The organism is Arthrobacter echini (assembly GCF_004803505.1).
In the GTDB taxonomy this organism is placed as follows: Bacteria; Actinomycetota; Actinomycetes; order Actinomycetales; family Micrococcaceae; genus Arthrobacter_D; species Arthrobacter_D echini.
Genome location: NZ_SSWH01000001.1, coordinates 396757 through 421842 on the forward strand (window position 1 = coordinate 396757; position 25086 = coordinate 421842).

19 protein-coding genes and 2 riboswitches are annotated in these 25086 nt (G+C 65.9%); of the genes, 8 read left to right on the forward strand and 11 right to left on the reverse strand.

Annotation, left to right across the window (positions count from 1 at the left end):
- Positions 1 to 4 precede the first annotated feature (4 nt).
- Positions 5 to 103, reverse strand: a riboswitch (glycine riboswitch).
- Positions 104 to 203: riboswitch (glycine riboswitch) on the reverse strand. It abuts the riboswitch before it with no gap.
- Positions 204 to 462: 259 nt separating this feature from the next.
- Together E8P82_RS01955 and E8P82_RS01960 are read left to right on the forward strand one after the other, a co-directional pair.
- The gene (locus tag E8P82_RS01955; RefSeq protein ID WP_136452786.1) at positions 463 to 1494 is read left to right on the forward strand and encodes an LLM class flavin-dependent oxidoreductase; all 1032 of its coding nucleotides are present in this window, start codon (positions 463 to 465) and stop codon (positions 1492 to 1494) included.
- Positions 1495 to 1998: 504 nt separating this feature from the next.
- Entirely contained in the window at positions 1999 to 3111 is a 1113-nt protein-coding gene (locus tag E8P82_RS01960) for a signal peptidase I (RefSeq protein ID WP_246020881.1), read from the forward strand.
- Here E8P82_RS01960 and E8P82_RS01965 read toward each other — a convergent pair.
- The 3 genes from E8P82_RS01965 to E8P82_RS01975 form a co-directional block, all read right to left on the reverse strand.
- Entirely contained in the window at positions 3081 to 3863 is a 783-nt protein-coding gene (locus tag E8P82_RS01965; RefSeq protein WP_136452787.1) for a response regulator transcription factor, read from the reverse strand. The genes E8P82_RS01960 and E8P82_RS01965 overlap by 31 nt on opposite strands.
- Positions 3864 to 3975: 112 nt before the next feature.
- Positions 3976 to 5415, reverse strand: coding sequence for a phytoene desaturase family protein (locus E8P82_RS01970; RefSeq protein ID WP_136452788.1), 1440 nt, complete (start codon positions 5413 to 5415; stop codon positions 3976 to 3978).
- Positions 5412 to 6509, reverse strand: a complete 1098-nt coding sequence (locus E8P82_RS01975) for a lipid II:glycine glycyltransferase FemX (protein WP_136452789.1) — start codon at positions 6507 to 6509, stop codon at positions 5412 to 5414. The genes E8P82_RS01970 and E8P82_RS01975 overlap by 4 nt, the downstream gene beginning before the upstream one ends.
- Before the next feature lie 388 nt (positions 6510 to 6897).
- Here E8P82_RS01975 and E8P82_RS01980 point away from each other — a divergent pair, with 388 nt between their 5' ends.
- On the forward strand, positions 6898 to 7983 hold the full coding sequence (locus E8P82_RS01980) for an inositol-3-phosphate synthase (RefSeq protein WP_136452790.1): 1086 nt from the start codon (positions 6898 to 6900) through the stop codon (positions 7981 to 7983).
- Positions 7984 to 8058: 75 nt separating this feature from the next.
- On the opposite strand, the gene E8P82_RS01985 is transcribed toward E8P82_RS01980, so the two are convergent.
- From E8P82_RS01985 to E8P82_RS02005, 5 genes are all read right to left on the reverse strand, one after another.
- Entirely contained in the window at positions 8059 to 9726 is a 1668-nt protein-coding gene (locus tag E8P82_RS01985; RefSeq protein WP_136452791.1) for a formate--tetrahydrofolate ligase, read from the reverse strand.
- A 25-nt stretch (positions 9727 to 9751) separates the two neighbouring features.
- Positions 9752 to 10522, reverse strand: a complete 771-nt coding sequence (locus E8P82_RS01990) for a phosphatase (RefSeq protein WP_136452792.1) — start codon at positions 10520 to 10522, stop codon at positions 9752 to 9754.
- Positions 10523 to 10550: 28 nt separating this feature from the next.
- Positions 10551 to 11798, reverse strand: a complete 1248-nt coding sequence (gene mshA / locus E8P82_RS01995; RefSeq protein ID WP_136452793.1) for a D-inositol-3-phosphate glycosyltransferase — start codon at positions 11796 to 11798, stop codon at positions 10551 to 10553.
- A 186-nt stretch (positions 11799 to 11984) separates the two neighbouring features.
- Positions 11985 to 12635, reverse strand: coding sequence for a histidine phosphatase family protein (locus tag E8P82_RS02000; RefSeq protein ID WP_136452794.1), 651 nt, complete (start codon positions 12633 to 12635; stop codon positions 11985 to 11987).
- Positions 12632 to 14077 carry a CCA tRNA nucleotidyltransferase gene (locus tag E8P82_RS02005; RefSeq protein WP_136452795.1) on the reverse strand — a complete coding sequence of 482 codons (1446 nt, stop codon included), beginning with the start codon at positions 14075 to 14077 and terminating at the stop codon, positions 12632 to 12634. The genes E8P82_RS02000 and E8P82_RS02005 overlap by 4 nt, the downstream gene beginning before the upstream one ends.
- Positions 14078 to 14227: 150 nt before the next feature.
- Between E8P82_RS02005 and E8P82_RS02010 the strand changes: the two genes are divergently transcribed.
- From E8P82_RS02010 to trxA, 5 genes are all read left to right on the forward strand, one after another.
- Positions 14228 to 14755 carry an NUDIX hydrolase gene (locus E8P82_RS02010; RefSeq protein ID WP_136452796.1) on the forward strand — a complete coding sequence of 176 codons (528 nt, stop codon included), beginning with the start codon at positions 14228 to 14230 and terminating at the stop codon, positions 14753 to 14755.
- A 58-nt stretch (positions 14756 to 14813) separates the two neighbouring features.
- Positions 14814 to 16541, forward strand: coding sequence for a murein biosynthesis integral membrane protein MurJ (gene murJ, locus E8P82_RS02015; protein ID WP_136452797.1), 1728 nt, complete (start codon positions 14814 to 14816; stop codon positions 16539 to 16541).
- 74 nt (positions 16542 to 16615) lie between these two features.
- Positions 16616 to 18124 carry a hypothetical protein gene (locus tag E8P82_RS02020; protein ID WP_136452798.1) on the forward strand — a complete coding sequence of 503 codons (1509 nt, stop codon included), beginning with the start codon at positions 16616 to 16618 and terminating at the stop codon, positions 18122 to 18124.
- Between the two features lie 140 nt (positions 18125 to 18264).
- Complete coding sequence (gene trxB, locus E8P82_RS02025; protein ID WP_425455971.1) at positions 18265 to 19323, forward strand: thioredoxin-disulfide reductase; 1059 nt, start codon at positions 18265 to 18267, stop codon at positions 19321 to 19323.
- 35 nt (positions 19324 to 19358) lie between these two features.
- A complete protein-coding gene (gene trxA, locus E8P82_RS02030; protein ID WP_136452800.1) occupies positions 19359 to 19685 on the forward strand; it encodes a thioredoxin in 327 nt (108 codons plus the stop codon).
- Positions 19686 to 19806: 121 nt separating this feature from the next.
- On the opposite strand, the gene E8P82_RS02035 is transcribed toward trxA, so the two are convergent.
- The 3 genes from E8P82_RS02035 to E8P82_RS02045 all read right to left on the reverse strand — a co-directional run bounded on the left by E8P82_RS02035 (position 19807) and on the right by E8P82_RS02045 (position 24990).
- Complete coding sequence (locus E8P82_RS02035; RefSeq protein WP_136452801.1) at positions 19807 to 21036, reverse strand: cytochrome P450; 1230 nt, start codon at positions 21034 to 21036, stop codon at positions 19807 to 19809.
- 1715 nt (positions 21037 to 22751) lie between these two features.
- Positions 22752 to 24038: a ParB/RepB/Spo0J family partition protein gene (locus E8P82_RS02040; protein WP_136452802.1), complete on the reverse strand. Its 1287-nt coding sequence runs from the start codon at positions 24036 to 24038 to the stop codon at positions 22752 to 22754.
- Between the two features lie 73 nt (positions 24039 to 24111).
- A complete protein-coding gene (locus E8P82_RS02045; protein ID WP_136452905.1) occupies positions 24112 to 24990 on the reverse strand; it encodes a ParA family protein in 879 nt (292 codons plus the stop codon).
- Positions 24991 to 25086 lie beyond the last annotated feature (96 nt).

Consider the following 25086-nt stretch of genomic DNA (forward strand, 5'->3'; position numbering starts at 1 on the left):
GGTTCCTCCCCGCTCTGTAGGGAACCTGAGAGTTTCCGCAGGACTGCCTGCTTGCACCGTCGGTGAGGTCCGGGCCGTGCCCGTCCCTGCTTTCCAGAGTTGCCTGTCCGCGACGGTACTGGGCCTGAGAGATTCCTGGGGAGGAGTTGCTCCTACGGCGCCTGCCGGTGTGTTCAACAGCAGAACTCTCCCGCTGCGGGTCAAGGGCGTATTCAGTTGGGGATCGCGGCAGCATGGCCGTACTACAGGGTACCGCCCTGCAGCGCCCGAGGCAATGACGAGGACGCCCGACCGGGGTGTCGGGACGGCAGCGTACTGGACGCGTGACAAGTGCGGGCGGCTCCTGCGGGACGGGGAGCGGACATGACCTGTTCCATGCATATGCATGGAATAACGGTGCTGCCTGCCTCGTTGTCCCAGCAGTGCCGGAACGAACCGGACGCAACGAAAGGGAGCAACACCATGGCAGGCGAACTGGAGTTCGGACTCGACACCTTCGGGGATGTCACGCGCGCGCAGGACGGCGGCGCAGTGCCCTATCCCCAGGTGATTCGCAATGTCGTCGCGGAAGCGGTCCTCGCCGATCAGGTCGGTATCGACTTCATCGGACTTGGTGAACACCACCGGGACGACTTCGCGGTCTCAGCTCCTGAAACCGTTCTCGCGGCGATCGCCGGGCAGACCTCGCGCATACGTCTGGGTTCCGCGGTGACGGTACTCAGCTCCGATGATCCCGTCCGCGTCTACCAGCGCTTCGCAACACTCGACGCCGTCTCCAACGGCCGTGCGGAGGTCATCCTGGGGCGTGGTTCCTTCACGGAGTCCTTTCCTCTCTTCGGCTACGATCTCTCGGACTACGAGCGGCTTTTCGAGGAGAAGCTCGATCTCTTCTCCGAACTCATCAAGGAGGGTCCGGTCACCTGGTCCGGGAGCACCCGTCCGGGTCTGAACGCCCATGAGGTGTACCCGAAGACCGAGGGCGGACGGCTCAAGACCTGGATCGGCGTCGGCGGAAGCCCCGAATCCGTGGTCCGTGCCGCTCGCTACGGCATGCCGCTGATGCTCGCGATCATCGGTGGTGACCCCGCGCGGTTCGCGCCCTACGTGGAGCTGTACCATCGGGCCCTCACCCAGCTGGAACAGCCCACGCTGCCGATCGGCGTGCACTCGCCCGGCTACATCGCCGACTCCGACGAACAGGCACGCGAGGAACTATGGCCGGACAACCGGATCATGCGTGATCGCCTCGGTCGAGAGCGCGGCTGGGGCCCGACGAGCCGGGCCGAGTTCGACCGGGAGGCCGACAGCGGTTCGCTCTATGTGGGCTCGCCGGAGACCGTGGCGACGAAGATCGTCTCGACGGTCAGGACCCTGGGGATCGACCGCTTCGACATGAAGTACAGCGCCGGTCCGCTGCCGCACGAGAACCTCATGCACAGCATCGAGCTGTACGGCACGAAGGTCATCCCCATGGTGCGGGAGATGCTCGCCTAGATCCTGCGCGGTGTGCCTCCGACCCCACTCTTCCGGCGCGAAGAGCGGGATCGGGGGCTTTCCCGGGCCTGCGCGTCCGCCAATCCCACTCCTCCGGCGTGACAAGTGGGACCGGGCCTTCGATCCCACCCGCCGGCGCCGTGCACCGGGATCGACCCTGGCGCCCGGCAGCACACAGCCCCCGATCCCACTCCTCAGGCGTGACAAGTCGGATCGGGGGCTTTCCCGGGTCTGCACGTCCACCAATCCCACTCCCCGGACGCGAGAAGTGGGATCCGACGCTCGTTCCCACCCACCGGCGTCCTGCACCGGGAACGACCACAGACCCCACCAGAAATAGGGCCTTCGCTCTTTCTTCGGTCTACTTTCGCCGTTCCGGCACGACGCCTTTAGTCACGACGACCACAGTGGATACCAGGAGTTCAGCGCTCCGGTCCGTCCACCGGCAGATGGGCGGTCCCGTCCGGCAATCGGTCGGGGTATCAGCGGCAGAAGGAGCAACGCGTGACGACGACAGACCTCCCGTCCATCGGCCCGGCGGTACGGACGGCGCAGCGACCTGCCGAGCACCGGCCGGCGTTCCCGACCGTACAAGCGATCGCAGGCCCGCTCTCCACTCGGCTGGCGTTCCCGACCGTACAACCGATCGCAGGCCCGCCCTCCACCAGGACTGCTCCCCCGGAGGCACAGCCAGCTGCGGACCGGCCCCCCATCGGGCAACGGATCGTGAGCCTGCTCGGCACGCTGCTCATGATCACAGCCATCGCCGCCGTCCTGTTCTTCGCGATCGGTCCGCGCTTCTTCGGCTACCAGACCGCCACGATGCTCACCGGCAGCATGGCCCCGGAGATCATGCCCGGGGACGTCGTCGTCACGACGCTGCAGCCCGTGAGCGAGGTCGCCGTGGGCGATGTGATCAGCTACCACATCCCAGTGGAGGACCACCGCGTCGAGACGCACCGCGTGATCGAGGTCATCAGGGATACGGACGGAACCACCGCCGTCCGCACCAAGGGCGACGCGAACGAATCCGTCGATCCCTGGACGGCAACCCTCGAGGGGGACCACGTATACGAGGCGAGAGCCGTCATCCCCGAAGTCGGCTCCGTGATCCGCGCCCTCCGCACACCCATCGTCAGCCAGCTCCTGGTCTACGGAGTCCCGGCCGTCCTCGTCGGAGGTCTTCTGCTCATGATCTGGTCCCGCCCGAAGGACGACGACGCGACCACCCCCGTCGCTCCCGCGCCCACCGATGCCACTATGGGCGCCGATCTGTCGCGGCTTCCCGTCCTCGACCGGCGGATCCTCGACGATCTCGGAGCGGAACTCTCGAGCCCGGAGGGAGCACTGCAGTTCGCCGGGATGTTCGTCGACATGCTCCCGCAGCGGATCCACGCCATCGACGTCGCGCTCTCGACGGGCGACGTCGACGCCGCCGTCGTGGCGCTGCTCAGCCTCAACGTCAGTGCCGCGATGGTGGGGGCGGTCCGGCTCGAGGAGGCGTCCTCCACGGCCCTGGAACTCGTCGGCGTACCCGATCACCAGCACCGGCTGATCGAACAGTTGCGGGAGCTCGGGTCCGAGTTTCAGTCGGCGCTGACCGGGATCATGCGGTAACCGACACCCCGCACCGTGCGGATGAATCTGGGTGCCTTCGTATCCTCATTGAGCTTCTTGCGGAGATTGCGCACATGCACCTCCACGAGGTGCTGGTCGTTCACCCAGCCCTCACCCCAGATGCGCGAGAGCAGGGTCTCGCGCTGCCAGACCCTCCGCGGACCCGACACGAGCAGGGCGAGCAGGTCGAACTCGATACGGGTGAGCGGGAGTTCCTCGCCGTCGAGCATCGCCACCCGACCCTCGATATCGATCTCGAGCGGTCCGTGGACCAGCAGTCCGGGCTCTCGATCAGCCCGCGTCGCCACCGCCGGGGCGTCGGACCGAGGGGTTCCGCTGACGTCGTTCGCGGACGGCGGACCACCGTCCCCGTTCCTCGGGCGCCGGAACATCGCGTTCACGCGGGCGCCGACCTCGCGCGGGCTGAAGGGTTTGACCACGAAGTCGTCCGCTCCGATCTCGAGGCCGATGAGGCGATCGATCTCGTCCTGACGAGCCGTGATCATGATGATGTACGCATCGGTCAGGGGGCGGATCTGGCGGCACACCTCCACCCCGTCGATGTCCGGGAGGTTGAGGTCGAGGGTCACGAGGTCGGGGCGGCGTTCACGGACCAGGGCGACTCCCTCGCGTCCGCTGGCGGCCTCGATGACGGTGAAGCCGTTCATGCCCAGGGTCATGACGAGGAGTTGGCGCACATCGGCGTCGTCTTCGATGATCAGTGCGACACGCGCGGCTGGTTCGGAAGTCATGGTTCACACATTGCCAGATGTTCAGCTGTGCACGGATCGTATCGACACTCTTCGCCTGCGTGTTCCCCGGACGTCCGCTGACAGGTCCATGCCCCGACCCGATCGACCGCTGTCACAGCCCCAGTGCCGGTACGGGCAGTCCGAATTCGCGCTCGAGTGCCAGCCGCGCGGCATTCAGCCCGGCCATCCCGTGCACGCCGGGTCCGGGCGGCGTCGATTGCGAACAGAGGTAGACACCCGGTAACGGGGTTGCCCACGGTTGCAGCGAGGGCACTGGCCTGGCGATGATCTGCCGCAGGTTCACCGCTCCACTGCTGAAGTCCCCACCCACGTAGTTCGCGTCGTAGGCCTCGAGTCCGGCGGCGGTCAGCGTGTGGGTGCGCACGACGACGTCCCGGAAACCGGGGGCGAATCTCTCGATCTGCGCCGTGACGGCCTCCGCCATGTCACGGGTGGAGCCGCGCGGCACATGGCAGTAGGTCCACAGGATGTGACGTCCCTCGGGCGCACGGGTCGGATCGAACGTCGAGGGCTGGGACAGCAGGACGTAGGGGCTCGACGGGTGCTCGCCCCGTCTGACCTGCCGCTCCCCGACGGCGATCTCCTCGCGCGTGCCGCCGAGGTGGGCCGTGCCGGCGCGGTGCAGTTCCGGGTGTGCCCAGGGCACCGGCCCGGACAGGATGAAGTCCACCTTGCAGGCCGCATTGCCGTAGGTGAAGGCGGACAGGGCCCTCTCGTAGGCTGCCGGCAACCGCCCTCGGGACATGGCCTGGAACGTCCTGGGAGCAACATCCAGAAGTACCACCCGGGCACCGGAGACCTCCGCGAGGGTGTCGATGCGGCTGTCGGTGATGATGCGCCCATCGTGCTGCCGCAGGTCGAGGGCCAGGGCTTCGGCGATGGACTGGGAGCCTCCGACCGGAATCGGCCACCCCACCGTGTGCGCGAGAAGATGCAGGACCAGCCCCGCACCGGCGCCGGCGAGCGAGGGAAGAGTTCCCACGGGGTGAGCCATGACGCCCGTGAGCAGTGCTCTGGCTTCGTCGGTGCTGAACCGCCTGTTCCACCAGGGCAGTCCCTGCTCCAGCACGGCGAGCGCGAACCGCACGGCGGCTTCCGGCCTGCGGGGAAACCGGAGCACGTGATGCAGGGCGAAGTCCAGGACGTCCTGGTCCCGATCGCTCAGGGGCTGCAGGAGACGGCGGTAGGCCTCGCCGTCGACGCCGAGTCCGGCGACCGTCCGTTCCATGCTGCGGTACGCGACCCCGGCCCGTCCGCCGTCGAGCGGATGGGCGAACGACACCTCGGGAACGGCGAATCCGATGCGCCGGGAGAGTTGGAAGTCCCGGAAGAACGGGGATGCCAGCGCCATGGGATGAACAGCGGAACCGACGTCGTGGACGTGGTCCTGCTCCATGAGCTCGCGGGTTCGTGTCCCACCGCCGATCGTCGGACCGGCCTCGCGCACGCGGACGCTCAAGCCGGCACGGGCCATGACGACCGCCGCTGCAAGGCCGTTCGGGCCCGCCCCGACCACTTCGACGTCGATCACGGGCCACCTCCCGATCCGCGTCGCTCCTGGAGTTGCTTCAGGGCGGACATGCCGCGCTGCCGGGCCGACCCTGCCGCTGCAGCCGCCGACCGGCGGGCACGCAGCACACCAGCGACAATTGCGTACCGCCTCCGGCGGAGGGGGATGTCGTACGTCGTCGGTACCACCACCACGTCCCTGGAGAAATTCCGCTTGAAGGTGGTGACATTGGCCAGCTCCGGATAGTTCTCGCTGACGATACCGGTCAGTCCGCACGCGGTATTGCCTGCCTCCCTGAGCACGCGGAATGCCTCCCACAACAGCAGGTACGGAGCGAAGAGCCGGCGGGCCTGGTGCGTGCTGCCCGCGAAGTAGTACACCGAATAGCCCCTGTACTCCGTGGTGATGAGCCAGCTGAGCGGTTCACCGTCCCGGTAGGCGACGAGCATCCTCAGGTGGTCGCCGAGCACGTTCAGCAGCGTCTCGTAGTACGACGAGTCGAAGGACTGGAAGCCGTCCCGCTCAGCCGTTTCACGCATGATCGGGAAGAGCTCAGCAACGAACACCGAGTTCCATTCCGTACGCGGAATATGCCGCACCTCGACTCCATTGCGCTGCGCGCGCCGGATGCTGTTGCGTGCATTGGGCCTGAAGCTCTTCAGGAGTTCGGCCTCGGACATGGCGAGGTCGACGACGATCTCCCGCTCGTACCACCCGTGCTCGATCGGACCGGTGGCTGGGAACTGCGGGGTCGCGACCTGCATGCGGACATAGAGCGGATCCACGGACCGGTGGTCGTCGAACTGGTCACGCACGGTTTCCATCAGCACGCGTTCGGCAGCAGGCGTGCGCTCCGCGAACCAGACGGGCCCGTTGACCACCACGACGGATTCGCGCAGACGCCTCCGCACCTGGACGAAGCTCGCCGTGGCGATCAGCACCCCGCTGCTGTCCGTGTAGGCCCAGATACCGAGCGCCGCGCGCCCGAGTGCCTGCTCGAAGAGGACCCACGCCGGCGTCTGCTCGATCGGGATCCTCACCTCGGGGTGGGCTGCCGCGATCGCCTCGAAGCCGTCGTCGTCGAGCAGGGTGTAGGTCAGAGGTTCTGCACTCACTGATTCTCTTCCGCTGGTCTTCACATGTGCCGCCGCTCGCTCCACCCGGGTTCACCGGCCCTCACGTGGATGTGGACGCCCCGAGTGCCTTGTGCGACGGGTCTTCCACGGCCCTGCCAGCCTAGCGGGTGCCCCGGCACAGCTCGGAGCCTGATTCCGGGCTCCTGACCGCTCCGCTGCGGCTGCACGGCCGACGGAGGTCACGAGCGCTGATGATGACCCATGGTCAGTCTCCCGAGTGGGCACCACCGCCGGCGCGGCCAGGGCGCGCGGGGAATACGCACGCTGCCATGCGCGCTGCGAACTGAACGTAGACTTGTAGTTCCCGCCGCCCCTATTCCTGGGAAATGCCGACGGGCGCATACTCAACTGGCTTTCGAGGAGAACTGTGGGACAGAACCCCATTCGCGTGGCAATCATTGGAGTCGGCAACTGTGCCGCGTCGCTCGTACAGGGTGTGCACTACTATCGTGATGCCGATCCCACGGGTTCCATCCCGGGTCTGATGCATGTCGAGTTCGGCAAGTACCACGTGGGCGACGTCGAGTTCGTCGCCGCGTTCGACGTCGACGGCAAGAAGGTGGGCCACGACCTCGCGGAAGCCATCGGCGCCAGCGAGAACAACACCATCAAGATCGTCGACGTCCCGCCCACCGGCGTCATCGTCCAGCGCGGCCACACCCTCGACGGCCTGGGCAAGTACTACCGCGAGACCATCGTCGAGTCGGACGAGGAGCCCGTCGACATCGTCGCCCAGCTCAAGGATTCCAGAGCCGATGTCCTCGTCTGCTACCTGCCCGTCGGCTCGGAGCACGCCGCCAAGTACTACGCACAGTGCGCCATCGATGCAGGGGTCGCATTCGTCAACGCTCTTCCCGTCTTCATCGCCGGGACGAAGGAGTGGGCGGACAAGTTCACCGAGGCCGGCGTCCCGATCGTCGGTGACGACATCAAGAGCCAGATCGGCGCGACGATCACCCACCGGGTCATGGCGAAGCTGTTCGAGGATCGCGGCGTCACCCTGGATCGCACGTACCAGCTCAATGTGGGCGGCAACATGGACTTCAAGAACATGCTCGAGCGCGATCGCCTCGAATCCAAGAAGGTCTCCAAGACGCAGGCCGTGACCTCCAATGTGAAAGCCGAGCTGCACGCCGACGACGTCCATATCGGCCCCTCGGACTACGTGGCCTGGCTCGACGACCGGAAGTGGGCCTTCGTACGCCTGGAAGGACGCAACTTCGGGGATGCTCCGGTCTCGCTGGAGTACAAGCTCGAGGTGTGGGACTCGCCCAACTCCGCCGGAGTCATCATCGACGCCATCCGCGCAGCGAAGATCGCCCTTGATCGCGGCATCGGCGGACCGATCCTTTCCGCCTCCAGCTACTTCATGAAGTCGCCGCCGGAGCAGTACGCGGACGATATCGCCCATGAGAGGGTCGAGGCGTTCATCCGCGGCGAGCTCGACCGCTAACTGTTCTTCCCACGGACGCTGCGGCCTCGGACCGCCCCTCCGGGGCCTCCGGCCGGGTGTCGCGGCGACAGTTCGCTAGAACAGACCGACCGCCTGCCCGTCGGCGTCGACGTCCATCCGCAGCGCGGCGGGTTCCTTCGGCAGCCCCGGCATGGTCATCACCGCGCCGGTCGTCACGACGACGAAGCCCGCTCCGGTCCTGATGACGAGATCCCTGACGTGGAGGTCGAACCCCGTCGGGGCCCCGAGCAGCGTCGGATCGTCCGAGAACGAGTACTGCGTCTTCGCCATGCACACCGGCAGCGCATCCCAGCCATTGGCCCTGATCTCCGCCAGTCGCCGCAGGGCGGCGGCGGAGAAGTCGACGTTGCCGGCCCCGTAGATCTCACGGGCGATGGTGCGGATCTTGTCCTCCACGGGCAGCTCGAGCGGGTACAGGTGCGAGAAGTCCACCGGTCGGTCCAGGGCTGCGAGGACCTTCGCCGCGAGTTCGTCGCCGCCGGGCCCCCCTCCGCCCTGACCCCACACGTCGGCCACTGCGGCGTCGATCCCCTCGGTCCGGCACCAGCCCAGCAGCCAGTCCAGTTCCTCCTCGGAGTCCGTGCCGAACTGATTGACGGCCACGACCGGCGAGAGACCGAACTTCTCGATGTTCCGGACGTGCCGGAGCAGATTCGCCGTTCCTGCGGCGACCGCCTCCACGTTCGACGCGGCCAGCTCGGTCTTCGCGACGCCCCCGTGCATCTTCAGCGCGCGGATGGTGGCCACGATGACGACGGCGCCGGGTGCGAAGCCTGCAGCACGCGCCTTGATGTCGAGGAACTTCTCGGCGCCCAGATCCGCGCCGAAACCCGCCTCGGTCACCACGATGTCCGCCAGCTGCCGGGCCGTGCGCGTCGCGATCACCGAGTTGCAGCCGTGGGCGATGTTGGCGAACGGGCCCCCGTGGACCAGCGCGGGGGTCCCGGCGATGGTCTGGACGAGATTCGGCTTGATGGCGTCCTTGAGCAGCAGGGTCAGCGCCCCTTCGACGCCGAGATCGCGCACGGTCAGGGGAGTGCGCTCGTAGGTGTAGCCGAACGTGATGTTGCCGAGCCGTTCCCTCAGGTCGTCGAGATCCTGGGCCAGACAGAAGACCGCCATGACCTCGGAGGCCACCGTGATGTCGAAGCCGTCCTGGCGTGGGGTTCCCTCCGTGGGGCCGCCGAGGCCGATGACCACCTCGCGCAGCGCCCGGTCGTTGACGTCGAGGACCCGCTTGAACGTGACGCGTCTCGGATCGATGCCGAGGATGTTGCCCTGGTGGATGTGGTTGTCGATCAGTGCCGCCAGGGCGTTGTTCGCCGCCGTGATGGCGTGGAAGTCACCCGTGAAGTGCAGATTGATCTCGTCCATGGGCAGCACCTGGGAGTACCCGCCTCCCGTGGCACCGCCCTTCATGCCGAGCACCGGCCCGAGGGACGGCTCGCGGAGGGCGATCATGACCCGCTGACCCGCCCGGGCCAGGGAATCGGCCAGTCCCACCGTGCACGTGGACTTGCCCTCGCCTGCAGGGGTGGGACTCATCGCGCTGACGAGTACCACCTGGCCCGGGACGCCGTCGTCCTCGGGTAGCAGGCGCGGGTCGATCTTCGCCTTGTAGCGTCCGTGGAACTCGACGGCTTCCCGCGGGATGCCCGCGGCGTCGGCGATGTCCTCGATGGGCCTGACCGCAGCGCTGCGGGCAATCTCAAGATCGCTCATGGGCCCAACCTATCAGTGGCCCGGCTCACACCGGAGGCATCCCCGCCCGTGTCAGGACGTAGTCGATCAGGGGCCCGTACAATCCTGGCGGAACGTTGTCGTCCAGTGGCACGGCGACCTCCAGTTGCCCCTGGGCCTCGGCGACGAACAGACCGGGATCGTTGCAGTCCGCGAAGCCGATGGTTCGAAGGCCCGAGCTCGCCGCCTGCCCCGCCCAGCCATGATCGGCCACCACGAGATCCGGCGGAGCGAGTCCGTCGTCGGCCAGGGTCTGAAGGCTCAGCCGCATCGGCGCGGGGAAGTGCGTGTGCATCAGGCCACCGTGCTGGTGCCAGACCAGGACGCCGAAGATCTGGCGGATGTCCCCCTCGCCGAACGGTCGGCCCTCGGGTACCTCCACCACCGTGGCGCCGGCTGCCGCAGCAGAACGCGCGAAGGCTGCGTGGACGGGCAGCAGACCGGCAGGATGCCCCGTCGCGAAGAGGATGCGCTCGCTTCTGCTCACCGCGGCACCGAGGACGTCGGCGAACCGGTCGAGCGATGCAACACACTTCGCTGCATCGATGGTGTCCTGGCCCCGGACATGGGCACGATCGGGATCGATTCCCACCCGGTCGTGCATGAGGTCGAAGACGTCGTCGTAGCTCCACTCGCGCGTACGGGTGACGCCGAACTCGAGGTGCTCGTTGCCCTCGAGGAAGAGGTGCATGTGCCTCAGGTTGTCCTGGCGTGGTGTGGCGACGTCTCCGGTGATGCGCACGGAATCGAGGTATTCGGCCAGCTCGGTGGGAAGCACGGTCCTATCCTACGGCGCGGGAAGGGCCCTACTTCGGGGTCCCGATGGGGAAGTGCTCGACAGCCTTCCGGTAACTCTGGGCCGTGAGCAGCGCCGTGCGCTGCCAGCCGAAACCGAGTGCGTGGAGGGCTGCACCCCTGCCGAGGCAGGCGCGCAGGGCCTCGTCGTCGTGCAGTCCCTCGAGAGCACGCGCCCAGGCAGCGGGGCTGTGCCCGTCCACGAGGAGACCACTGCGTCCGTCGCTGACGGCCTGGGGCAGGCCGCCCACGTTGGCCGCGACCACCGGGGTACCGCAGGCCTGCGCCTCGAGCGCCACCAGCCCGAACGACTCGCTGAAGGACGGCATGACGACGGCGTCCGCGGCCCTGAACCACTGGGCCAGATGTGCCGCGGTCACCGGCGGATAGAGCCGCACGGTCTCCCCGAGGCCGGCGTCGTCGATGAGGGGCTGGAGCGCGAACAGCTCGGACCCGCTGCCGGAGCCGAGAATGCTGACGACCAGTGGGATGTCGGGTCGACGCGAGCGCAGTTCGGCTGCCGCCGACACCAGCACCTGCGGACCCTTGAGTTTCTGGATCCTGCCGGCGAAGACCACATGGAACTGCTCGGGTGGAAAGGCCAGGGACGCGCGCGCTGCACGCCGGTCGCCCGGGTGGAACGTGGCGAGATCGACTCCCGGGGCGACCACGTCGATGCGTCCCGGGTCGGCACCGTAGAGCGAGACGAGTTCGGTGGCTTCGGTACTCGTGTTCGCCAGGAGCCGTGTCGAGCCGACCACGATGGACTGCTCGCCGGTGATCCTGTCGGCGGGTTCGGGCGAACTGATCGTCCTCATGCGCAGATTCTTGACCTTGGCCATGGTGTGCATGGAGTGCACGAGCGGCAGGTCGAGTTTCCTGCTCAGGTTCAGCCCCACGGCACCGGAGACCCAGTAGTGGGAGTGCAGCACATCGAAGTGACCGTCCGCGCGCAGTCCCGCGGTATCGGCGATGGCGTCGGCGAAAATCTCCGCCAGCCCGGGCAGAGCTTCCTTCGGGATGGGCCGGGGCGGGCCTGCATCGAGGTGATGCACCAGCACGCCGTCCTGCAGGATCTCCCGGCGTGGCCGTCCTTCACCGACGCCCCGCGTGAAGATCTCCACCTCGACGCCCGCCCTCGCCAGTTCCAGCGCTGTACTTCTGACGTAGACGTTCATCCCACCGGCGTCACCCCTGCCGGGCTGCTCCAGGGGCGAGGAATGAAGGGACAGCATGGCCACGCGCCTGACGCCGGTCACACCCTCTCCCTTCCGACCGGCTGTGGGATCTGTGCCGTTCGATAGTCCACCCCGACACTACAACGCCGTACTGCCGGCTCTCATTCCGGTATCGGATTCCGGCACGGACAGGCGCGCCGGTACCGTGCCGCAAGGGAAGCGACCCACGAATCGTGCCGTGGGTCGCTCAGTACGCGGGTGTTGGTCCTAGAGGTTCCAGTGCACGATCGCGGGCGTGCGCTTGTCCCAGCCGAGTGCGCAGACGGCAGCCGTACCCAGGACGAACCGACGTCCCTCGATCCCGCCGAACTGCAGCCAGCGGGCGGAGAGAACCCTGAGGAAATGACCGTGTGCCACGAGCAGCGCGTTCTGTACGGGGGTGGCATCGGAATCGCGGTCCGCCGGTGTTCCGCATCCGGCCTGGACACGTGCGATCACGCGGTCCGCCCGCTCCGAGACCTGATCCAGCGTCTCGCCGTTCGGGACGCCGTCGTTCCAGATCAGGTAGCCCGGGTTCTCTTCCCGCACCGTCGCGCTGTTGCGGCCCTCGTTGTCCCCGTAGTCCCACTCGTGGGCGTACGGCAGCACCTCGGCGTCGGGGAATCCGGCGAGCTCGGCGGTGCGCACCGCGCGCTGCAGGGGCGAGGTGAGCACGAGATCGAAGTCGACGCCCTCGAGGTGCTCGCGGGCCGCCAATGCCTGCTTCTCGCCGTTCTCGGTGAGTGCGAGGTCGGTGAGACCCGTGTAGCGACCGTCCCTGGACCACTCGGTCTCTCCGTGCCGGAGCAGCCACAGCCGGGGAAGAGGTGTTCCGGCCGGGGTCAGATCCGGTGCTGCTGCACCTGACAAAGGTCTCATTGCGTACTCTCCTTGGATTCGGGCTGCTCGCGCCACCAGGAGCGAAGCATGGTTTCGGCCTCGGCGTGGCTCAGCGGCCCGTGCTCCATGCGCTCCTCGAGGAGGAAGCGATAGGCACGTCCCACCACGGGGCCCGGGGATATCCCGAGCAGGGCCATGATCTGCTCACCGTCGAGATCAGGGCGGATCGACGCGAGTTCTTCCTGCTCCGCCAGCGCACTGATCCGTGCCTCGAGATCATCGTAGGCGAAGGCCAGCCGCTCGGCCTTGCGCCGGTTCCGCGTGGTGACATCGGAGCGCGTGAGCCGGTGCAGCCGCTCGAGGAGGGGACCGGCGTCGCTCACGTACCGCCTGACGGCCGAGTCGCTCCAGCCCGCCTCGCCGTATCCGTAGAACCGCATGTGCAGCTCCACCAGGCGCGCAACGGCCTTGACGGTGTCGTTGTCGAAACGCAGTGCGCGCAGTCGCTTCGCTGCCAGCTTCGCTCCGACCGTGTCGTGATGGCGGAAAGTGACAGCGCCGCCGGGTTCGAACTTCCGGGTGGCCGGTTTCCCGATGTCGTGGAGGAGGGCCGCCAGACGCAGGACGACGTCGGGCCCGGGAACGGGGCCGTCCTCGCCCGTCTCCAGCTCGCACGCCTGACGCAGCACGGTCAGCGAGTGCTGGTAGACGTCCTTGTGCCGATGGTGCTCATCCGTCTCGAGGCGTAGCGCCGCCACCTCCGGCAGCACATGATCGGCAAGGCCTGTCGCGACCATGAGATCCATCCCGGCGTCGGGCGCCCTGCCGCGAAGGAGCTTCACCAGCTCATCGCGCACCCGTTCGGCCGAGATGATGGAGATGCGCCCGGCCATGTCCGTCATGGCCTCCGAGACCTCGGGGGCCACGCTCACACCCAGCTGGGAGACGAAGCGTGCGGCGCGCATCATGCGCAGCGGGTCGTCGGAGAACGACGACGACGGCGTCCCGGGTGTCCGCAGGAATCCTCCGTGGAGATCCCGCACGCCCCCGAACGGATCGACGAGTTCGAGGGACGGGAGCCTCAGTGCCATGGCGTTGATCGTGAAGTCGCGGCGCAGCAGATCGTCCTCGAGACTCGTTCCGAAGGCGACCGTCGGGTTCCTGGACCCGGGATCGTAGGCCTCTGCGCGGTAGGTGGTGATCTCGATCTGGTATCCCATCCTGCGAAGACCGATCGTTCCGAATGCGCGTCCGATCTCCCAGTAGGCGTCCGCCCACCCCTTGATGACGGCGACGGTCTGATCCGGGTCGGCGTCCGTGGTGAAGTCGAGATCGGGTGAGACCCTACCGAGGAACAGATCCCGAACCGGTCCGCCGACGAGGGAGAGGTCATGGCCGGCGGCATTGAAGAGTTCGCCGACCTCGAGGACCACGGGAGGCAGGGAAGCGGTGAATGAGGACGTGTCCGAAAGGCGCGACATAGTCCTTCAAGGGTGCCAGACCGCGTGCCGATTCCCACAGCGGACGCCCGGTGCCACCGACGTGGAATGCACGCGGCGCCGGCAGCGGGAGTCTCCTGGACCGACCCGGACCGTCGGCAGCTCCATTCAAAGATCGTTAGAGTGGTCTGCATGGACCGACCCGTTCCGAGTGCACCGAAACGCACCCCGTTGACAGTGTCAATGGGAACCACGGGTATGCCTGCAGTGCATCAGCTGCCCACGGTGGAGGAGATCTCGTCCGGAGGGGTGGTCATCGATGCTTCGAAGGACACTCTCGACGTCGCCATCATCGCCCGACTGAACCGCGGCGGACGCCTCGAATGGTGCCTGCCGAAGGGTCATCCCGAGGGTACCGAGAACAATGAGGATGCAGCCGTCCGGGAGATCGCCGAGGAAACCGGGATCGAGGGCAGGATCGTGTCCACGCTCGGAAGCATCGACTACTGGTTCACGGTCAGCGGCCACCGCGTGCACAAGACGGTGCATCATTTCCTGCTCATCGCGACGGGCGGCGAGCTCACCATCGAGAACGATCCCGATCACGAGGCCGTCGACGTCGCATGGGTACCCCTGCACGAACTCGGCCGCCGCCTGTCCTTCCCCAACGAACGCCGCATCGCGGATCTGGCCCGTGAGGCGCTGCCGGAACACCTCTGAGTCTGCTGTACTGCCGGCGGTGCGCTCGCGGGCTACCCGGGTGAGACGATAGGGAGCGATGTCCGACACGAACACAGCCTCCACCCCCCTAGCGGACGGCACACCGGCACCTCGCGCTGATCCCTCCGCTCCCCGCAGCGGCTCCACCGCCCGTGCCAGCGCGATCATGGCCGCGGGCACCCTCGCCTCCCGGCTCCTCGGGCTCGTCAGGGTGGCGTTGCTGGCAACCGCCATCGGCGCGGCCGGGCAGGTGTCGGACCTCTTCACCTCGGCCAACAACCTGCCCAACTTCCTGTACCTGATGCTTGCCGGCGGAGTCTTCAACGCCGTGCTGGTGCCCCAGATCATCCGTGCCAGCCGACAGCCCGATCGCGGCGCCGACTATGTGAGCAGACTCCTCACCCTCGCCGTCGTCGCCCTTCTGGTCCTGACCGTGCTCGTGACGATCGCCGCGCCGATCATCGTCGAGGTGACCACGAGCTTCACCGGCGCCAGGCTGACCCTGACCACGGTGTTCGCATACTGGTGCCTGCCGCAGATCTTCTTCTACGGCATCTACGCGGTGACCGGGCAGATCCTCAATGCCAACGGTTCCTTCGGCCCCTACATGTGGGCTCCGGTCGCCAACAACATCGTCTCGATCGGCTTTCTCCTGGCCTTCATCGCGCTCATGGGGACCGAGCAGGTGGAACGCCACAGCCCCGACTCCTGGACCGGCGAGCAGACACTGCTGCTCGCCGGCGGAACGACGCTCGGCATCATCGTCCAGGCCGCCGTGCTGATCGTTCCGCTCAAACGCCTGAACCTCGGTCTTCGCCCGAAGTTCGGTCTCCGTGGCTCGGGGTTGGGCCGCACAGGGAAGCTGGCATCCGTGACGATCGTGACCATGCTCGTCGGCAACGGGCTCTACCTGGTCAACCTGAGGATCGCGACGATTGCCTCCGATGCCAGGCCGGCTCTTCTCGCGCAGGATCCGCCGGTGGAGATCGCCGGTTCCACGAATCTCGAGTTCGGCACCATGCTGTACCAGTTGCCGCACGCCGTGATCGCCCTGTCCCTGGCCACCGTCATGTTCAACCAGCTCTCCTCGGCCCATGCCGACAATGATCTACCGGCCGTGCGGGCCACCCTGTCCCACGGCCTGCGCACCATCGGCGTCGCGACCGTCTTCGGTGCAGCCGCACTGCTGACCTTCGCGGGCCCCCTCGGGGTCCTGTTCAGCGAGTCGCCCGAGGTCGCGGCGATCAACGGCGTGATCATCGCGATCCTCGCCGTGGGAGCGCCCTTCCTCAGCGCCAACTTCTTCCTCAACCGCGTCTTCTACGCCAGTGAGGACGTGAAGACGCCGCTGAAGATCCAGCTGATCCTCTCCGTGGTCGGGGTGACTCTCGCGCTCGCGGCCGGCATGTTCGATCCACGCCTGATCGTGCCGATGCTGGCCCTCGCCTACTCTCTGGGAAACGTGATCGCGGTCCTGGTCAGTCACGTGTTCCTGACCCGTGTCATCGGCTCCTATGGCGCGGGGCATGTCTTCGACGTCCATGTCCGCCTGATCGTCGCCGGTATCGCCGCAGCCCTCGTGGGTACCGTCCTGTGCTGGGGCTTCGGAGGGTACAGCGACACCGGGTTCCTGTGGCAGTCCAGGCTCAACGCCGTCGTCGTGCTCGCGATGGGCGGGACAGTCATGGCAGCCGTCTATCTGCTCATGCTCAGGCTGCTCAGAGTGACCGAACTGCAGGACTTCGTAGCGCCACTGTTCGCGCGTTTCAGGCGGAGCACAGGCTGATCGGCCCAGCAGGTCATGGGTCTGCCGACCGGTAGCATGGGTAGGAATCAGCAGGGTAGTGCCGGGAGGAACACGTGTCGGAAGCAGTAGACGTCGGGTCAGTACTGGGTGGTCGGTACCGGGTGACCGCCCATGTCCTGACATCTGCTCAGCAGGATCTCGTGCTCGACGGCGTGGACCAGGTACTGAATCGCCCGGTCAGCATCCTCGTTGCTTCGGAGCCCAACGCCGAGCAGGCCTTGGTCAGTGCCAGGGAGCTGGCTACAGGAGACCGGAACGAGAAGATCCAGGTCCTCGACCTGCTGACCACGGATATCGGCACGGCTCTGATCACGAACCGCACCCCGGCTGCCGGCATGCTCGACCTCATCCTGGACCAGGACGCCCCTATGGACGACACCCCGGCGGAGGATGGACCGTATGGGGATGCGGAGGACGAGCCGTATGTGGAGCCGTTCTTCACCGATACTCTGGGATCGGAGATCTTCGGCCGCCCCCGCTCCACGGAACCGGAGGCCTCGGACGACGAGGACTACGAGGAGGTCCGTCCTCAGTCCCGGTGGTCGTCGGGGTTCTCGGCCCTCCGGCGACGTTTCGACCGACAGGCGCAGGAGCAGGGCGACGACTCCGCGGAGATCGGACCCGTCGAGGCCGCGCCGGCGGCTGATTCCCGACCGACGTCGCACCTCGTCCCGCCGCCTCCCAGCAGCCGGCCGAGCTCCTACCGCGGCGGGGACGAGGCGCAGGATCAGGAGGAACCTCAGGTCCGTGAAGCTGTGGCAGCCGGTGCGGTGGGAGCAACGGCGGCCGGAGCGACGGACCGGGAAGCATCCCGTTTCCCCTTCTTCGACCCCCGCGACGAAGAAGGGGAGGACGAGAGCTATCCGGACGATGAGGATCCGGCCGACGGCGGCAGACCGTTCACGCGTGTTCTCCTCGGCGTGCTGCTGAGCATCGTCCTGGTGATCGCCGTCGTGCTCGTGGCCACACAGCTCGGATCCCTCTTCGGCGGGGAGCCGACCGCCGAGGAGCAGCCGGACCAGGGCACCAGTGCTCCGGCGACCCCTGTCCCGACAGCGGCGCCGACGACCGCGGCCGCCGACCCGGAACCTGAACCGGTTCAACCGGTCATCACCGGTATTGCGCGGGTCGTTCCGGACAATCCGGGGCTCGACGCCGGCAATGATGTGAACCTGCCCCGGATCATCGACGGAGATCCCGCGACGTTCTGGGGGAACCAGGTGTATGCGAGCGATACCTTCGGAGGTCTGGCGTCCAACCTGGCGCTCGTCGTCGAGCTCGAGGAGGAATCGGCCGTCTCACAGGTCACCATCGACCAGCTCAACGGTTCCGGGGGTGCATTCACGGTTCTCGTCAACGACGAACCGACGATCGAGGGGGCGGAGGAAGTAGCCCAGGGGAGCTTCACGTCGCCCTCGATCAGCCTTCCCGTCCCCGAGGGCGACGACGGCCCACCCACCGGCAGCTACGTCATCATCGATGTCACCCGGCTTCCGCTGCTCTCGAACATTCAGGCGCAGTATCCGTTCGGCCTCAGGATCGCCGAGATAGCCGTGGAGTGAACCTACGGACGGTTCTGGACGGCGCAGCTGTGATTGCAACGGAATAATCACTCCGCAGAATCGGTTGTTGGAGATGTCCCCGGAGATGGCCGGCTCGGCCGGATCGATTGATGGAAAAGACAGAAAGGTCGTTCGACAACGTGACTACAGATACCGACGTCCAGGTGGACAGTCCCACTGCAACCGATCCCGGCGGTGAGTCGAAGATCCACGACGTGATCATCGTGGGCTCGGGTCCTTCGGGATATACGGCAGCCGTCTACACGGCGCGAGCCAATCTCAAGCCCGTCATGATCGCCAGCTCCGTCAAGGCCGGCGGAGAGCTCATGAACACCACCGACGTCGAGAACTTCCCGGGATTCCCGGAGGGGGTCATGGGGCCGGACCTCATGGACCAGTTCGAGCAGCAGGCGCGGCGGTTCGGCACGGAGATCCTGTACGAGGACGTCGTCGCCGCAGAACTCGAGGGTGAGATCAAGAAGCTCATCACAGCCAATGGCGATGAGTACCTCGCCCGTGCCGTGATCATCTCCACCGGTTCCGAGTACCGTGAGATCGGACTCGAGAACGAGAAGCGGCTCTCCGGTCATGGCGTGAGCTGGTGTGCGACGTGTGACGGCTTCTTCTTCCGCAACCAGGACATCGCCGTCGTAGGAGGCGGGGACTCTGCTATGGAGGAAGCACTGTTCCTCACGAAGTTCGCCCGCTCCGTCACGGTCATCCATCGCAGGGATTCGCTCCGCGCATCGAAGATCATGCAGGACCGGGCCTTCGCCCACGAGAAGATCAACTTCCTCTGGAACTCGGAGGTCACGGAGATCCACGGTGGGGACAAGGTGACGTCGCTGACCCTTGCCAGCACGATCGACGGATCCACCAGCGAGGTGGAGGTGAGCGGTGTATTCGTTGCTATCGGCAACGACCCCCGTGTCGATCTGGTCCGTTCCCAGCTCGAGCTGACGTCGGAGGGGACCATCGCGGTGAACGGACGGACGTCGAAGACTTCTCTCCCCGGAGTCTTCGCCGCGGGCGATGTCATCGATCCCACCTATCGTCAGGCCATCACTGCCGCCGGAAGCGGCTGCGTGGCGGCGCTCGACGTCGAGCATTATCTCGCAGACACCGTGAGCGCCTCCAAGACCGCAGCCCGCGTCCCGACTCCTCCCGCCGAGGCGGTCTCCGAATCCCCCGTATTCTGATCGAGTCTGATCGGTACAAGACAGGAAGTATCACTATGAGCAATGCAAAAGATGTCACAGACGCCTCGTTCGGCGTGGACGTGCTTCAGGCCGAGAAGCCCGTGATCGTCGACTTCTGGGCGGAATGGTGCGGTCCGTGCCGGATGCTGACCCCGATCCTCGACGAGATCGCGTCCGAACATGCGGAGAAGGTCGACGTCGTCAAGGTCAATGTGGATGACAATCCGGCTATCGCAGCCAAGTACGGTATTACATCGATCCCCGCCGTCTATGTCTTCCAGGGCGGCGAAGTGGCAGCCACATCGATCGGCGCGAAGCCCAAGAAGGTGCTCGAGCAGGAGTTCCGGGCCTTCCTCGACTGAGGCCTGTAGGTCGACGAAGAGAAGGGCCCGTACGCGGACGGGCCCTTCTCTTCGTCGACTGCAGTTCTGTTCGGCTGCGCAGCGCGGAGCCACCGCGTGTCGACTGCCGGTCGCGCTGCCCCTAGCGTGAGATCACGAAGCCACTGCGTGGAAGTGACGGAAACCGGCTTAGGGGCACGGTCAGGTCCTGGCTGGGCACCGTGTAGCCGGCCCTGGAAAGAAGCACCACTGCCCGCTTCATGAGTTCCACCGTGCTCCATTCACCGGGGCAACGATGACTTGATTCGTGCCTACCCGCTCCCTGCGCAATCAAGCTGTAGGGGTTGTCATCCCAGCTCCAGCCTCGGAAACGCTCGGGCTGGAAGCTGTCGGGGTCCTGGAATAGCCGGGGATCATGGCAGGTACCGTAGATGTCGAGGATGACCATCGCTCCCTTGCGGAAGTCATGATCTCGCCAGCGGAACTGATCCTTGACCCTGCCGGGTACAGCGGGGAAGAACGGATAATGACGTCGTACCTCCTGAACGAACGGTTCGACGTCGTCGACGTTCCCTGACGCGAAGGTATCGCGCCACTTCGGGTTCTCGTGGAGCGCAACCGCTGCGAAGACGATGAATCGGGAGACCGCCAGGATCGGCCGAAGGATGTTGATGATCTCGACCGCCGCGACCTCGGGCGACAGGAGTTCCCCATCGACGTCCCGATGATGGGAGAAAACGTCCAGGGTGGAGCCCTCGCGGGGACTCAGTTCACCCGAGCGCACCTGTTCCACCATCCCCGCCACCCAGCTCTCCGTCCCGCGACGGCGAAGCTGGGCATACCAGTTACGCGGACCGAAGCGGGCCACCTGGTCGATCATGAGGGAGAGTTCCTGCGTGATCCGAGGTACGTCCTGCTCGGGCAGCGGCACGCCCGCCCACTGGCATGCTGCTCGCGTGAGGATCTCACGCACCATGTCGTGCAGCTTCACTGATCCGCGTCCGAGCCGGCGCTTCTCCACCTTCTGCCACTCACTCTCGAACACATCGCCGAGACCATCCATCGCAGCAGGCGACATCAATGACATGAAGGCTCGCTTGCGCACTCTGTGGGCGTCTCCTTCGAGGGTCTGCACCGATCCCTTGTCCTGGAGCAGGTGCTGGATGGTGGGCGGCATCGCTCCTTCCCTCGTGAATCGATCCTCGCCGTAGAACTTCTCTGCGGCGTCGGCGCCACGGATGAAAATCACCGGCACCACGAGACCGAGCCGGCTGGAGAAGAGGTCCTTGCCCACGGCGTCACATCTGCTCGAGATGAATGGGTAGCCTTCCCTCAGGAAAGGAATGGTGCTGTCGAACGGCGTGCTCTTCATCGGGGCCTCCATGTCCTCGGAACAGTACGAGACTTCAACGTAGCATCGCAGTGCCCGAGGAATCGCGAAACGGGATGAAAGGTAACCGGCTTGACAGATCATCGCGCCACCGCGCGCGACTGTCGCCACATTGCTGCGTCAACAGGGCATCAGGTGCCGGCCCGCTCAGCGTCATGATCCACCTGCAGTAGTGCACGAAGTACCTACTTCTTCGGTCAAGCGATACCCTGGGAGAATCCGACAATGGGGAGGTCCACCTCTTCCGGGCAGAACGCCGGTGGTGGGCGAGAGGTAGACGTTTCACGTGAAACGTTGCAAGCGCCCAAAGGAGCGAGGACGGATGCGTTCAACCTGGAGAAGGATCGACGTGCCGCGGTCTCGCAGTCCCCGATCACGGAGAAGATACCGTCTTGCACAGCCGACGTCGGATGGTACCAGCGAGCCCAGTACTCTCTGCGCATGGACGCGTACCGCCGAGCTTAGTCTGATCCGTCTGGCCTGCAGGTGGGGCACCAGCGGGGACGTGGCCGTTTCGCCAGCGTGCCGCAGACTCCGAATCTTCACAGCACGGGCGGAGCGCAGTCACATGGCACTGCCTTGCCGTGGAGCCACGCGGCAACATTCCGGAGCTATGCCGACCAGCTGCAGGGCTCGAGTGGGCTGATGCAGGTCATGGAAGAGCGCCGATGTGAACCATTTGCTGTCAGTGTCGGCCGTTTCACGTGAAACAGTCGTTGGGCAGACGTTGAGTGCAGGTCGGGCCGCTGGCAGGAGCACACACGAAGGCAATTCCAGTGCACGGCACTGCGCTCGATGTGCCACGATTCCCATCGCGTGACGACCAGGACTGCATCGCCGGCCCGGTCACAACTGTCAGTCGCCGTCGGCATCCCGCCCTCGTCCCGCCGCCCGGAGAGCGCTGACGCTCTATTCCAGCGCAAGCGCGGAAGCAGCGTGGCACTCGCGGCAGGAAGCGGCGAGCAGTGCCTGCCGGTGGTGCGGCATGCAGTCCCCGCCCGTGATGAGGTGCGCGGCTCATCGCCAGAGCGGACCCCCCAGGCTCCACCGGCCAGGCTGAGAACGCCGATCTTTGTAGCGTCTGAGCACGTCAGCATCGCGGGAAGGGAGCGTCCTTCAACGCTTGCGGCCTCTCGACGTGGACTGTGGCGTGCCCTCTTCATTCCTCGCCACATCAGGCCCGCGATCCTACGACCGTTGAGCAGTCCACAGGTGGGGAATCCAGGTCGTCGCCGCCTCGGACCCTCGGCTCAGTCGGGCGTCTACTTCGCCAGCCGCTTTACCTACTACACCTCGACAGCGCTACGCTACCGTTTCACCCCACCTGGTGACACGGTCCGGTCCCGCCCATCAGCACGTCACGGCGGCTACTGCTCTCATAGCGCTGAGGACAGTTCATCGTTTCACGTGAAACCATCGTGCCGGGCCGATGGAACGCCGACAGCCTGGAAGTCCAGGACACGAAGTTGATGGAGAGACATGACGGTGCTCTTTGGGTGTCCTGTCATCAGCCTACCCGTCACTCGATATGCGGCACACCGGGCAGGCCCGCGGCGTGGCATGAACATCACACGCTCGGACACACTGTTCGTTCTCGTTGCCACCCGATGAACCCGTCATCAGAGTCCGAACGCAGGCGGGCGAGCACCACAGCCGGCGTCATCGCCCCGCCGGACTGAATAAGGATCCGAAGCGCGCTAGTCTCCGGACGGCGCGATGACGCCGATGATCCGGTTCAGATCGTCGACGGAAGCAAATTCGATGCTCACGCGCCCTTTCTTGGCTCCCAGCGAGATCTTGACATTCGTATCCAGGCGATCGGACAGGGAGGTGGCCAAGTAATCGAGTCGCTCGTGGCGAGCCGTTGCGGCCGGCCTGGAGGCCTTGGGAGCCTGCCGTAGCCCCGAACTCATCGCAACGATCTCCTCCGTGGATCGCACGGAGAGACCTTCCGCGACTATACGCTGTGCGAGCCGCTCCATTTCGGCCGGGTCGCTCAGGCCAAGAAGCGCCCTCGAGTGCCCTGCGCTCAGGACGCCCGCCGCTACCCTTCGCTGTACGAGCGGCGGCAGTCGGAGCAGGCGAAGTGTGTTGGATATCTGCGGACGCGACCGCCCGAGACGACCCGCGAGTTCCTCGTGGGAGCAACTGAAGTCGTCCAGCAACTGCTGGTAGGCGGCGGCTTCCTCAAGCGGGTTCAACGCACTCCTGTGGAGATTTTCCAAGAGCGCGTCGCGCAGCAGGTCGTCGTCGAGCGTGGACCGGATGATGGCAGGAATCCTCGTCAGACCCGCCTCCTTGGAGGCGCGCCAGCGACGTTCTCCCATCACCAGCTCGTACGCGACAGGGCCGCCGTCGTCGAGCGGGCGTACCACGACCGGTTGCAGGACCCCGACCTCACGTATCGAGTGCACGAGCTCACTCAGTTCGTCCTCGTCGAACTCGACCCGCGGTTGCCGGCGGTTCGCTCGAATCGCCGCCAGATCCACTTCGGCGAAACTCGCACCCGGTACGTCCACCAGCTCCGGTGCACTCTGTCCTCGCGCTGAGGAGCCACTCGATGCTGCCGCCGCAGCAGATGTCCGGCGAGTTTCACGTGAAACACTACTGCTGGTCGTGGTGTCGTCACCGTCGTTAGGTGAAGGTGCCGGATACGCTAGCGTTGCAGCCGCAGCGTCGATGCGGTCCTTGGACTTCGCAACCTTCTTCGTTTGTGCATCACGAACGTTCTTGTCGATACCGCTTTTCAGTGCCGAGGAGTACGATCGCGGTGCATCATCGGCGACATCGGCTCCCACGCTCTCGAAGAACAGGTCGACCGGACGTGTTCCCTGCGGCCTCGGAGCGCCGGTCGTACCTTCAGCGGACGATCCAGCCTGCTCGCCGCGCTTTCTCTCCGGTGCCGGTTCGGGGACCTCTTCCATAGGGGCACTGGGTATGAGAGCACCAAGCCCTCGTCCGAGACCGCGCCGCTTTTCCACCATCACATACCTTCCAAGTCCTCGGATCAGATCGATCGGTACTTCCAACGGCTCCGGCACTCCTCTTCAGCCGGGTTCAGGAGCGGGAGGTGATCTCCACCGCTGCTTCCTGGTAGGACAACGCCCCGCTCGAGGACGGGTCATAGGTCATGACCGTCTGCTGGTAGCTCGGCGCCTCCGAGATCCGCACCGAACGTGGAATGACGGCCTTCAGAACCTGATCCGGGAAGTGCTCGCGCACCTCCGCCGCGACCTGCGCTGCAAGGTTCGTCCGTCCGTCATACATCGTGAGCAGGATCGTCGATACGATCAGCTCCGCATTCAGGTGCTTCTGGATCATCTCGATGTTCTTCAGAAGCTGGCTCAATCCCTCCAATGCGTAGTACTCGCTCTGGATCGGTATGAGCACCTCCTTCGCAGCGACGAAGGCGTTGACGGTGAGAAGACCGAGACTGGGTGGACAGTCGATGAGCACGAAGTCCAGTCGCGGCTCTCCTCGTGTCTCACGTGTCCTGGCGTAGGCCTCGATCGCCCGTCGTAGCCGTTGTTCCCGAGCAACAAGGGAAACCAGTTCGATCTCGGCGCCGGCGAGGTGAATGGTTGCCGGAGCGCAGATCAGGTTGGCGACATCAGGGCACGGTGCCACCACCTCACTCAACGGGACGTCGTCGATCAGCACGTCGTAGATGGAAGCTATCTCCGCGTGGTGGTCGATGTTCAGCGCCGTCGACGCATTGCCCTGAGGATCGATGTCGATCACCAGTACCTGCAAGCCCGCGCCGGCCAGGGCAGCGGCGATGTTCACCGTCGTCGTCGTCTTGCCCACACCGCCCTTCTGATTGCTCACGGTCATGATGCGGGTGCTCTTGGGCCGTGGAAGAGCCTTTCCCGCCAGCTTCTCCCGCCGCTTCGCCTCGCGCGCAAGTTCACGCCCCAGCGGGGACGAGTCGTCCATGGTCTCGATCACGCTTCGCTCGCGATCTCTCGTCGTCGAATTCGTCGCCAGATACGTCCGTTCCGCACTGGTTCCGGTGCTCTTCAGGGGGACGTC